We start from the raw sequence: 11,561 nt of genomic DNA, 5'->3' as shown, positions 1-11,561 counted from the left end.
GAACATCTGGAGTCAGGCTCGTTCTCCGGGGCACTCCCAGGCTCAAAAAATTAGAGCAAGCCGGGAGACCGGTAGACACCCCGGAGTAAATGCAGGCGTCCACCGGCCCCCTTGGGACTTGTTGCAGGGGCATCTGGGGGATACCTCCTGCTCTAAGGGACGCGCCACTTAGCATAAGGCGCGGGGCGCAGGCATTGATGAAGATCCGATCCAGTTATGCTTCAGTACCTCTGTGGGATCGACAGCTAAGCCGCCAAATGGATCATGCCCCAGTTAACGCGCCTGGTAGACGAGGCGCCGACGGGCAAGGAGTGGGTCCACGAGATCAAATATGACGGCTATCGCATGCACGCCCGGATCGACGGCGGCAAGGCGGTGCTGCTGACGCGCAGCGGCCTGGATTGGTCGCACCGCTAGGGGCGCACGGTAGAGGCTCTGCAGCGGCTCCCGGTCAAATCCGCCTATCTCGACGGCGAGCTCTGCGCCCTCAATGCTAACGGCGTGCCGGTCTTACAGCGGTCAGACTTCGAGTTTGTGGCGGCGATGTCGGAGCTGTATCGGGTTTCAAAGAATAATGGCTACTCCTGAGCTGCTGGCGCGATTAGAAATGGTTTTGCGACGCCGCGCCGCGTCGTTTTGCAGAAGCACCGCCACTTGGTTCTTACTCGAAGCCCTTGGCTTTCAGAACGGCCTGGGCAGCGGGCGAGGAAAGGAAATCGACCAGCGCCTTTGCAGCGTGAGCCTGATTGCTGCCCGTAACGATGCCGGGGGCGAACTGGGTGTAGTTCTGAATCGCTGACGGCAACGGGCCAGCGAGGTCGACGGTTGGTTGAGCCAATATTTCGCTGATTTGATTGAATCCGATTTCAACGTCGCCGCGGGCAACGCTTCCGTACAGCGCTTCCGTGGGGGGAAGCAGCCTGGTCTTGGGTTTCATTTCTCCAGCGATGCCCAATCGTTCGAGCAAGCTGGCCACATAGATGCCACTGGCGCCACCGCCGGCCGGATCAGGATAAGCAATTGACCGGGCGGCCAACATCGAGCGTTTGAAGGCGTCGGCCGAACTGATGTCGGGCTTCGCGGTGCCCTTGCGCACAAACGCGCCCACACCGACCTTCGCGATAATGGTACGGTCGCCCCCCACGACTTTGCCGTGCGGTTGAAGTTGCTCGATTCGTGGCGCGGCGCTAATCACAAGATCGACTGCCTCACCCCGTTGAACACGTTCCGCGACGCCGCCCGCCGTGCTGTAGGCGATACTTTGTGACCCGACGAATTTTCGAAATCCGGTATCAGTGCGTCAATTGCAGGGTGCAAAGCCACGGCGCTCAGAACCTTGATTTCAGCGGCGGCCGCTCTACTTCCGGCAAGGGTGCCAAACACGGTAAGAGCCAAGGCGATTGTCATAGAGACTCTTAGAACTCTGCGGCGGTTCATTTCATCCTCTCCGTCCATGTGTATCGGTCGGCGAAAGCCTGTTGGCTGCGGGGCGTCAGTTCGAACCGCCATCCAACATGTGATCCAGCCAAATTTCTCCGAGCCACATTCCGCGGTGAATGGCATTTCACGCAATTGAAAAGGGGCAATTGTTTCCACATTGTGGACTGGGTCGGTACGACATGTCAGCGTGATGAACACATTTCACCTCGCATTCGAGGCGCGTCACTCATGGTCATTAATAGCCATCGCGATAGGACTAGGGTTGACACGTCGTCCAGTGATCTGCCGGGCGGGACGCAGAGCATTCAGAGAGCGATGGCGGTGTTGCGCATTCTGGCGACTGCCCGCGAGACCGGTCTGGGGCTCACCGAGATTTCGACGCATACGCAACTTACTCGCCCTACTACGCATCGCATACTCAGCGTCCTAGTTGCGGAAGGCATCGTCGAGCAACGACCGAGCACCCGACGGTATGTCGTTGGCGAGCAGATACCGCTGCTGGCATTGGCCCGCCGGACACGCGATCCCCTGCTCGACATCGCAGGCCCCCATCTGAGGGCTGCCGTCCGTGAAATCGGCGACACCGGCTTTCTCACACGACGTGTGGAACTGGATACTGTCTGCGTGGCAAGGCAACTTGGGACCTACCCCATTCAAGTGCTCGCTTGGGATGTCGGAGAACGCCGCCCCCTTGGTGTCACCAATGCCGGAATTGCAATTCTATCAGGCATGCAGACCGACACAGCGCGCGCCGTACTAGCCAAGAACCGGTTGCGCTTCTCTCGTTATGGCGTATCGACGCAAGCGATCCTGCAGGAGGTGTCGATAGCCCGAGCGAAAGGCTTTGCCGCGCGCGCAAGAGCCCTTTCCCTAGGAGCAAGTGCCGTATCGGTGGTGATCCGATCTGTTAGTGGCGCGGCTCACGGCGCTCTGACCATCACTCCAGTATCGCGCCGGATGTCGCCCACGCGCACCGAGGAAATTGTTGCTCGGCTTCGCATGCACGCCGAGATGATTGAAGTAGCACTCCGCAGAGTAGCCGCCTCACCGCGCAGCTAGACCGCGGGAACTGGGCGCGAGGAGTTCGTGGTCGGACCGACTCGGAGGGCAGCCGGTCGCACATCGTCGCGCTGCTGCTGGGGTACTACACTGACGATGGCCGCCTGCACTACGCGTGGCGAGTCGGCACCGGCGTGACGGTAAAGGAGCTGAAGCGCTTGGCGGGCGTGCTGAAGCCGTTGGCAGTGCCGAAGATGCCCCTTGCCGAGCCGCCACCCCGCGACAGCCGATTCGGCTCGCCCCTGAAACTCGTTAAGGTTCACTGGGTGAAGCCAAAACTGGTCGTCGAGGTGACCTATCTTACCTGGACCGAGGACAACCTTCTACGGCAGGTCTCCTACGAAGCGCAGCGCGAGGACAAGCCAGGGAAACAGGTCGTGCGGAGAGTGCCGCATCCGCCCTACAAGAGATGAGGGCACCGCGTTGCCCCTGATCACGCAACATTCCTGGTCGCGGGCGGTCGCAGTGAAATCGAGCCCAGCCCGTATTTCAACCGTCCTCAGAAAGGCTTTTTAGGTTCGTCATCGTCTATCCAATAGCGCCGCCGGTGCGCCAGACAGTTGAAGTAGTTGGCGAACGACAACGTTCTTCTCCTGATCGGTCATTTCCACCGAGGTCAGGATGACGACACCGGACTTCCGCTCGACGTCATCGAGTCGATCGAACCACGCTATGGCCGTCGCTTGGTCTCGGGCGAGATTTGCTACCGCGACGCCCGCGTCGGTCAGCACGATGGGATCATTTGGCGCTAACTGCACCGCCATATGAGCGAGGCGGACACCTTCGGCAGTCTCAGCTTCCTCATCCCGCATCCAGCCAAGGGTCCTGCGAAAACTGATACAGCTCCCAAGACAGCCGTAGGCCTGCGCAAAGCGCGGATCGAGTTCGATGGCCCGCCGCGCCATGTTTATGGCTTGATCGAAGCCGTCGCGCGAGAACAATTGCTGCTCGCCGCGCGCGCGCAGCAGCCAGTCGTAGGCCTGTAGGTTTTCGGTTGGCTTGCGGTTGGCCCGCCTGATCTCGGCCTGTGTCACAGATGGCTCGATGGCCCCAGCGACGGCCATCGTCACACGATCCTGCAGCTCGAACACCTCTTCCAAGACACTGTCGAAGCTGTCGGCCCAGAGATGAACCCCGGTTTCAGCCTCGATTAGCTGGCCGTTAATCCGCAGGCGTGAGCCGGCCTTGCGGACGCTGCCTTCCATCAGATAGCGCACGCCCAATTCGCGGCCTACGTGGCGGATGTCGATTGACTTGCCCTTATAGGCGAAGCTGGAGTTGCGGGCGATCACGAACAGCGACGGAATGCGGGAAAGCGCCGTAATGATGTCCTCCACCATTCTGTCGGCAAAGTACTGCTGTTCGGCATTTCCGCTCATATTCTTAAATGGCAACACGGCGATGGAGGGCTTGTCGGGTAGCGGCAGAACAGTCGCCTGACCAGCGACCTTCGCCCCTCCGATCACGAAAACCTGCACCGGCCGCTGGATGTTCTTCAGCTCGATCTCGCCCTTGTCAGTGAAACCCAGAACCAGCTTGTCTCGCACCTGCTCATGCACCGCGCGTGTGATGGCGATGCCACCGGGGTCCGCGATGCCCTCTACACGCGCCGCAACATTCACCCCGTCGCCCATCAGGTCATCGCCCTGGACCACGACGTCGCCGACATGGATGCCGATGCGCAGCGGCAGGCGACCCTCGCCGTTAGCCTCCTGTATCGCCTTGGCGCAGCTCACCGCCTGCACTGCGCTGGCAAACTCGATCAGGAAGCCGTCGCCTACGGACTTAAACAGCCGCCCGGCGTGTTTGGCGATCTGGGGCCCGATGATCTCCTTACGCAGTGCTTCAAGCTGAGCCAGCGTTCCGGCCTCGTCGCTACCCATGAGCTTCGAGTAGCCAGCCACATCAGCTACCAGGATGGCGGCAAGGCGGCGCTGCTCCGTCATTCGGGAAGGCCTGCCAGTCTGGTTCCCTCGATAGTCTTTTCGACATCTTGTGGACGCCGAAGAGGAATGAAGGCCCTCAGATTGGACATCCGCATCGCCGGATTTAGATCTCTCATACGCTCGATGCAAGCGCGAGCGTCGTCGAGCTTTCCGGAGAATGCGTGCGCAACAGCCGATACCCAAAAGGCAACCATGTAGTCAGGACGCCGCGCTAGCGCCTTAGTCGTCCATATTATTGCTGCGGAGTTATTGCCCTGGCATGTGCGAGCAATAGCTATCGTGGTTTCGGCCCAGTAGGCCTCCGGATCTAGCGGGCTGAGGCGCAAAGATCTTTGCAGCTGCTCGATTGCAGCATCATGTTGACCCAGCAGCACCCCGATGCCACCGCGGTTGGCCCATGCAACAGCTAAGTTCTCATTAATGGAAATTGCCTGATCAATCATCGCGGTACCTAGCTGGTCGTCATTGCAGATCCGCACAAGCGCATAGCCTACAGAGCACAAGGCCAGGGCATCATCGCTGCCCAAAGTGGCGACATGCGTTGCCATCCGGCGGGTTTCTGAAACTTCGAGATCTTTATCAACGGACCAGTTCTGGCCTCTTATGTAGGCGTAGCAGCGAGCGACCATGCCATATGGTGCCGCAAATCCTCCATCAAGCTCGATAGTGCGATAGAACAATCGGAGGGCCTCTTCATACGATCTTTGTGTCAGCTCGTGCATCTGAGCGATGCCGCGTAAGAACATGTCAATTGCGTCCAAGTTGTCGACTGGCTTGCGCTTCGCTCGCTCAATCTCGGCCTGGCCAATTTTGGGGGCGACAGAACCGACCACGCTCATTGTGATCTGGTCTTGAAGCGAGAAAACATCTGCTAGATCGCCGTCGAACCGATCAGCCCACAAATGGCTTCCAGTTTCGGCGTCAATAAGTTGTCCGGTGATGCGTAACTTTCCGCCTGCTTTGCGGACGCTGCCCTCCAACAAATATCGAACACCCAGTGCCTTTCCGGCTTGGCGGATGTCGGGTGATTTTCCCTTGTATGCAAAGGAACTATTTCGGGCGATGACGAACAGGGATTTGAAGCGCGATAGCGCCGTGATGATCTCCTCCACCATCCCGTCGGCAAAATACTCCTGTTCTGGATCGCCGCTCATGTTCTGGAATGGCGGCACCGCTATCGAGGGCTTGTCGGGCAACGCAGGAGCAGTCGCCTGGTTGTCGATCTTCGTTCCTCCGATCACGAAAACCTGCACCGGGCGCCGGATGTTCTTCAGCTCGATCGCGCCCTTGTCCACGAAGCCAAGATCGAGCTTGTCTCGCACCTGCTCATGCACCGCGCGTGTGATGGCGACGCCACCGGGCTCCGCGATGCCCTCGACACGAGCCGCAACATTCACCCCATCGCCCATCAGGTCGTCGCCCTGGACCACGACGTCGCCGACATGAATGCCAATACGCAGCGGCAAGCGGCCCTCGCCGTTGGCATCCTGTATCGCCTTGGCGCAGCTCACGGCCTGAACAGCGCTGGCGAACTCGATCAGGAAGCCGTCGCCCATCGACTTAAACAGCCGCCCAGCGTGTTTGGCGATCTGTGGCTCGATCAAATCGGTCCGCAGAACCTGAAGTTCCGCGAGTGTGCCCGCCTCGTCGCTGCCGATGAGCTTCGAGTAGCCCACCACATCGGCCACCAGTATCGCAGCAAGGCGGCGCTGCTCGGTCATTCGGGTAAGCCAGCGAGGCGCATGCCTCGTTTGTAGCGCTCAATATCCTCAGATCGCTGGTACGGACCAAGCACGTCGGCGAGGTTGGATACACACCGATCGGGATCTAGCCTCAGGAACAGGGCCATATACTTAGCCGCTTCATCACGGTGCCCGGCGACGGCCGCACTGGCAGCGGCGATACGATAGGCCGTGGCACTTTGAAATTCTTGAGTCGCCGCCACTGCTGTTGACCATGCCTCTTCGGAGCGTTCGGCCATGAAGTACGCATGGGCTTTCCCAACCAAACCGAGAAGCGCCTCCGCAGCCAGCGGACTGAGCCTGATCGCACGAGAAAAGTGCTCGATGCCTGTCTCTGCTTCGCCGAGCCACACCTTCACCCAGCCACTGACGGCCCATGCCAAGGGGAGATTGGGATTGAGGGAATGCGCTCGTTCACTATAGCTAGCGGCGATCCCGAGGTCGCGAACTAACCGAGCCTGTACGAACGCCACCCTCGCTAGAACGATCGCGTCATTACGGTCAAGTTCGACTGCCCGGCTCACGAGCCCAGAAGTTTCTGCCTCTAGAGCCTCATCTAACTTTGCGCCTGCGACGCCGACCATCATGGCATTGCAATATGCGGCCATGGCGTATGCACCGGCAAATCCTGGGTCCATTTCAATTGCACGATAGTAGAACTGTCGCGCTTCGCTGAGGCGTTCTGACCCCCTCGAGTAATATTTAGCCTGTGCATCACGCGGACAGGAGCGGACAGCAGGTCTGCACGGCCTCAACGAAGGGCAGAAGGAGTTACCTCCGATGCGCTCTTTAGCGGTGCACTGAAGCCTCCAGATCGGCGGTGTCGGCCCGGCCATCGCTCAAGATCGGACCTAGCGGGACTTTCCGAAGCCCCGGTCTGGATCCTCCCTGCTTACAAGGTGGCGCACCGACCCGAACCGCAGGTGCTTCGATTTACCCAGCAGTGCAAAACATGCTGCTGGCAGCGCGGGCTCTCGGGCTCGGGGCAACCCTGAGGACACTCCCTTCTTGTCAGATCGCGCGCGGCGACTAGATACATTGTCACGATCGATCATCCAGACCCTGTCGACGACACCGTGGAGACAGTGTCAGGCTTAACGGACCCCGGGCGGGACCTGATCAGGCGCGGTAAGTAAATGCCAATTATGGCTTGGGAAGATTTTCTGCGAGACCATCACCGTCCGCATCTTTTTGAGGTGAAGCTGAAAGTCACCACATCAACCAAGATTCTCGCGGCGAGGGCAGTCTTAGAACGTCTTGCGTTGAGTTTGGACACGGCTGGCAACTACGCGTTCCATACGGAAGGCGCAACTATCTATGCCGCGTTTGAAGAAAATGCTGATGCCGAGCGATTCGCTAAAGTGTTCAAACCCGAGCAAACCACACGTGATTCAGAATGGTCCTCGAAGGCCTACGCGCGGATGGACGACGTTACTTACCAAAGGATCACAAGACTACTCAAACGTGGCCACTGACTTCGCTGTGGGTCCAGCGCCAAAGCCAGAGGTCGCGGCAATTGTTATGCCTGTTGGGATTGAACGAGTGAATCGGCTCAAGGGCGTAGCCGTGTCCATCCGGACCCGTGACAGGTTTTGCAAAACGCAGTCCCCATCTTGCCGGTGCCATCACAGGCGGCGCACCGCACCCATTCGTCGCCGCACCAGCACCTTTGTAGGTGCCATTGCAATCGCCGTTACGGCAGCTGGTGCCGACCACTTCGATCGACGCGGGCATGCTGCATCCCGCGCAATAGGCCACCGGCTTGGGCGTCTCGGCAAAGTTCATTCGTCAGCCTAATGCCGCGCATGACAGGCCGCCAGAGTCAAAATCTGACTCACTGGAGCGTTTGTCGAGCCGGCGTGTCGAAGGAGGCCGGCTAGAAGCCAAAGCAGCTGTACGAGGAATAAACGTGGCCTCGCGTCGCGACTAGGGTCAAAACCCATTAAGTCGTACCGATCCATCTCCCCTTCCGCCCCGATTGCAGACTTCAGCGACATCGCGCGGTTAGTCGGAGATGGGCCAATGGCAGACCTTGGATGCTAGGGGCGCCAAGACGCCACGCATCTCGCGGCTAACGTGGGACGAGCACGCTAGAGTTCGTTGAACTGGCAGGGGTAGTTGGTCAGGTCTTCGATTGCTGCACTTGGGCTGACCTGCTCCTACGACTCGGATCGCTCGCGAACGTCAGAGGATGCCGTTGTGCAGTGCCTGGATGCCGATCACGACATCCTGGAAATCGCTGTCGCCGGTCAGGGTGGAAACGTCCTCGAAGCCGATCTGCAATTCTCGGCCGCCGGCTACGATGCCCGACAGGACCTGCACGGCGGCCTGGTTCGACACCGGCGGGTTGAAGGTCGGGTTGGAATGGAAGATCGGCACGGCGCCGAGATCGCCGCGCGTGGCGCTGTGCAGGGTGACCGCGTCGTCGCCCGCGATGTTGGCTGGAACGGTCGTTCCCGGCGTCACGAACGTGAGATCGTCCGGCAGCCGGCCATAGGCATCGAATCCGTCCTGGATCAGGAAGAAGGCCAGCCGCGCGCCGTCGGCGGGCGTGCCGAGATCGACGGTCCGTGCGGCGCCGGCGACATTCAGCGTATCGGCGAACAGGATGCGCACATGGCCGATCGCGCCGTCGGCGGCGACCTCGTAGACGCCCAGCATGTTGTGGAATGCCGACTGTGCCGATTTGAGCTCGAGCGAGAACCTGACGGAGCCGTCGCCGAACAGGAAGGGGTCGCTGGCGACGCCATTGATCGATGCGGTGTCGACGTGCACTCCTTCGGTGAGGCTAGGCAGGAAGGGCACGAAGGTAAGGAGCGTATGAGCGTCGTCACCGGTGCCGCGCGCCACCGTCAGGAAGTCGCCGCCGGAGAAATCTCCGGTCATCTTGAAGCTCGTGCCGCCGACCGAGATGGTGACGCCATCGGAGCTCTTGGCGATGTTCAAGTCTGCGCGTCCGAGCGAGACGCCCTGAATGTCCAGCCCATCGTCCGAGCCGAAACCCGTGATCGTATCGCCATTCAGGTCGGCAAGCGTATCGCTGAGAGCGTTTTGGCCCGACCTGAAGTCGAACTGGTCGCTGCCCGCGCCGCCCGAGACGATGTTCCTGCCGGTACCTCCGTCGATGATGTCGTTGCCGTCGCCACCGAGCAGGGTGTCATTGCCGGCGCCGCCACTGAGAACGTCGTCGCCACCGACGCCATCGAAAGCATCGTCTTCCGCCGTGCCGGCCATGACGTTATTGCCATTGTCGCCCATTCTGAAGGTCTGATCGCTGAAGCCCAGGAACTCGACGTTGGACAAGATATCGACGCCATCATTTGTGGCGTGATCCGTGACCGTCAGGCCAGCGGCTGTCGAAGCGACGGTGTAGCGATTGCGTTCCCCCCGATACAGCGCCGTATCCGAGCCCTCGCCGCCGTCGATCACGTCGTTGCCGGCGCCGCCCATGGTGGTGTCGTCACCAGCCCCGCCGGCCAGCGTGTCGTTGCCGTCACCGCCATCGATGCCATCGTTCTGCGCGCTGCCGGCCAGCACGTCATTCGTGGCGGTGCCGAAACTGGACGCCAGCCTGTTGACGCTGACCGCTTGAAAGTCAGCGAAATAGGTTTTGCCAGGGCCGGATTGTGCCGGTCCGAGCGAGCGGTCGCCCACAGGGTTCCCGAACCAATCGCCGTTGGCGGGACCCCAGTCCGTCCCTGCGCCCCAGATGTTGAGGTGAAGTTGCTGGTCTCTGGTTGGCACCGGAAGCGCATTTGGGTCGGTAACCGTCCGCAGCTGCTTATCGTCGATGTAGAAAGTGATCCAGTTGGGGAACCATTGGAACTTGTAGGTATGGTACCCCTCATTTGGTAGTGGGTCTGTGTTCGGATAGGACTGTGGATCGTAAGGGATTTTGATTTTCGTCTTTGTCTTCTCGTTCAAGATCTCGAGGTCATGCAAGCCATTGAAGACATTGGTCGAGACCTGATTCAGATTGGGGTCCTTGAGGTTGCTGGTAAAGACCTCGAAGTCGATCTCGGTGTGAAAACCGTTCGGTGGCGGATTCTTTTCGTACGTGAAGAACCCAATGATCATGCCCCCCTGTGTCAGGGCGGACTGATTTCCTGTCCCGTCTCCTGAGAACTTGAACTTGCCTTCGAACGAAAGGCCGCCGGTCGTCGGATTCCAGGCATCTATGCTGAGCGCTTCCGTGCCTATAAACGCATGGTCTTTGTCTTTCCCGTCCCAGGTCTGCAGCGCAAAACGAGCCGTGTTGTTGCTCACCGTCGGAAAGCCGCCCTTCGGCGCAGTGTATGGATCGGTACTCGAAAAGGTCCAGGTCTGCCCCTTGTAATTGGCGCCGTTCGGCAAGGCTTGCCAGAGTGTTGTTCTGAGCGCAGAGCCAGGAAAATCGTCCTCGAACAGAGGCGGTCCTACGGGAGTGAGCGGTGACGTCATCTGTTGCCCCCTTTGTTTCCTGGCGCACCACCAACGCTAGAACAAACCCAGCGGCGAAGGTAGTGTGATTTGCTGCGGTGGCGTATCTCAGAGCATGGGAGGGCGTTCTTGTCCACGCGCGGATCAGTCTCGGCAGCGACGGAATTGGGCGTTGGCCCCACCCGGGACCACTCACGAGATCGGATACACGATGCATCCCTGGATGGTAGCGGTGCTCCATGCCGAGTTGATCGACGGGCCAGACGTTGTGTTGATGATCTGGAAGGTGGCCGTATTCTTGACCGCCCGGAACGTGTAGCCCGCCGTAACGGTGTTCGCGCCCACGGGTGAGTCGATCCGCGCGTAGTCCTGATTCGGCACGGTGAGCGGAAGACCGCCGATAGTAACGTTCGCTCCATTGGAGGTGGTCGGGAACGTCAGCGTGAAGTAGGCGAACACCATGTTTCCGATGACTTGATAAAATGCGGAAACGTTGGTGAACGTGAGTCCCGCCGCGCTGCTGTCGGCCGGGGTCCATGTGTTTGCCCCCTCAAATCCAGTACACGATAGGTGCCGCTGCTGCTGTGGTAGGCGACGCGAGAGATTGCATTGGCCGGGAGCGCTCCCGCAGGGGCCGCAGCCCAGCCAATGGTAGGAGTGTAAGTGTGAAGCGGGATCGCTCTCCGAGGCTGTTTACGTTGAGCGTTGGGCTAGCGCCGTTGGTGGCGTTGAACTGCACCAGGTTGATTTGACCATCGACCAGGGCGCCCGGCGCTACGGTGTAGGAGACTGTGTAGGTGGTCGGCCGCCCGCCGTCGTCTTAACCGACTGCCAATTGAACCAGCGCTTGATGGCGCCCAGCCGTCGCCCCCGAGCCCAGCAGCATTGCGCCATACGGCTTCCAGAACGGGTTTGGTTCTGCCTGCACACAAAGGGCGCCGCGGCCTGGTAGACC

Annotated in this window: 11 protein-coding genes; 4 read left to right on the top strand and 7 right to left on the bottom strand. The window is 59.9% G+C overall.

From position 1 onward, the window contains the following. Positions 1–264: 264 nt before the first annotated feature. Entirely contained in the window at positions 265–417 is a 153-nt protein-coding gene (locus tag RSO01_RS48060) for a hypothetical protein (RefSeq protein WP_170303813.1), read from the top strand. Positions 418–661: 244 nt separating this feature from the next. Here RSO01_RS48060 and RSO01_RS43525 read toward each other — a convergent pair whose 3' ends face one another. Beyond that, the gene (locus RSO01_RS43525) at positions 662–1,258 is read right to left on the bottom strand and encodes a molybdate ABC transporter substrate-binding protein (protein WP_147156862.1); all 597 of its coding nucleotides are present in this window, start codon (positions 1,256–1,258) and stop codon (positions 662–664) included. Positions 1,259–1,668: 410 nt separating this feature from the next. Between RSO01_RS43525 and RSO01_RS43520 the strand changes: the two genes are divergently transcribed. Both RSO01_RS43520 and RSO01_RS43515 read left to right on the top strand, forming a co-directional pair. Continuing rightward, positions 1,669–2,499 carry an IclR family transcriptional regulator gene (locus tag RSO01_RS43520; RefSeq protein WP_147156861.1) on the top strand — a complete coding sequence of 277 codons (831 nt, stop codon included), beginning with the start codon at positions 1,669–1,671 and terminating at the stop codon, positions 2,497–2,499. Between the two features lie 62 nt (positions 2,500–2,561). Then, on the top strand, positions 2,562–2,912 hold the full coding sequence (locus tag RSO01_RS43515) for an ATP dependent DNA ligase (protein WP_147156860.1): 351 nt from the start codon (positions 2,562–2,564) through the stop codon (positions 2,910–2,912). 108 nt (positions 2,913–3,020) lie between these two features. Here the strand turns inward: RSO01_RS43515 and RSO01_RS43510 are convergent, their stop codons facing one another. The 3 genes from RSO01_RS43510 to RSO01_RS43500 are packed head-to-tail and all read right to left on the bottom strand — an operon-like array spanning position 3,021 to position 6,774. After that, positions 3,021–4,445 carry an adenylate/guanylate cyclase domain-containing protein gene (locus tag RSO01_RS43510; protein ID WP_147156859.1) on the bottom strand — a complete coding sequence of 475 codons (1,425 nt, stop codon included), beginning with the start codon at positions 4,443–4,445 and terminating at the stop codon, positions 3,021–3,023. Continuing rightward, positions 4,442–6,166, bottom strand: coding sequence for an adenylate/guanylate cyclase domain-containing protein (locus RSO01_RS43505; RefSeq protein WP_147156858.1), 1,725 nt, complete (start codon positions 6,164–6,166; stop codon positions 4,442–4,444). The genes RSO01_RS43510 and RSO01_RS43505 overlap by 4 nt, the downstream gene beginning before the upstream one ends. Further along, on the bottom strand, positions 6,163–6,774 hold the full coding sequence (locus RSO01_RS43500; RefSeq protein WP_170303811.1) for a tetratricopeptide repeat protein: 612 nt from the start codon (positions 6,772–6,774) through the stop codon (positions 6,163–6,165). The genes RSO01_RS43505 and RSO01_RS43500 overlap by 4 nt, the downstream gene beginning before the upstream one ends. Positions 6,775–7,332: 558 nt before the next feature. Here RSO01_RS43500 and RSO01_RS43490 point away from each other — a divergent pair. Beyond that, a complete protein-coding gene (locus tag RSO01_RS43490) occupies positions 7,333–7,662 on the top strand; it encodes a hypothetical protein (protein ID WP_147156856.1) in 330 nt (109 codons plus the stop codon). Here the strand turns inward: RSO01_RS43490 and RSO01_RS43485 are convergent. From RSO01_RS43485 to RSO01_RS43475, 3 genes are all read right to left on the bottom strand, one after another. Continuing rightward, a complete protein-coding gene (locus RSO01_RS43485) occupies positions 7,646–7,972 on the bottom strand; it encodes a hypothetical protein (protein ID WP_147156855.1) in 327 nt (108 codons plus the stop codon). The two genes, RSO01_RS43490 and RSO01_RS43485, sit on opposite strands and share 17 nt — an antisense overlap. A gap of 399 nt (positions 7,973–8,371) precedes the next feature. After that, positions 8,372–10,627, bottom strand: a complete 2,256-nt coding sequence (locus RSO01_RS43480; protein WP_147156854.1) for a family 16 glycosylhydrolase — start codon at positions 10,625–10,627, stop codon at positions 8,372–8,374. Positions 10,628–10,798: 171 nt separating this feature from the next. Beyond that, positions 10,799–11,068: a hypothetical protein gene (locus RSO01_RS43475; RefSeq protein ID WP_147156853.1), complete on the bottom strand. Its 270-nt coding sequence runs from the start codon at positions 11,066–11,068 to the stop codon at positions 10,799–10,801. Between the last annotated feature and the right edge of the window lie 493 nt (positions 11,069–11,561).

The sequence above is a fragment of the Reyranella soli genome (genome assembly GCF_007992495.1).
Lineage (GTDB): Bacteria > Pseudomonadota > Alphaproteobacteria > Reyranellales > Reyranellaceae > Reyranella > Reyranella soli.
This window is presented reverse-complemented; position numbering and strand designations above follow the sequence as displayed.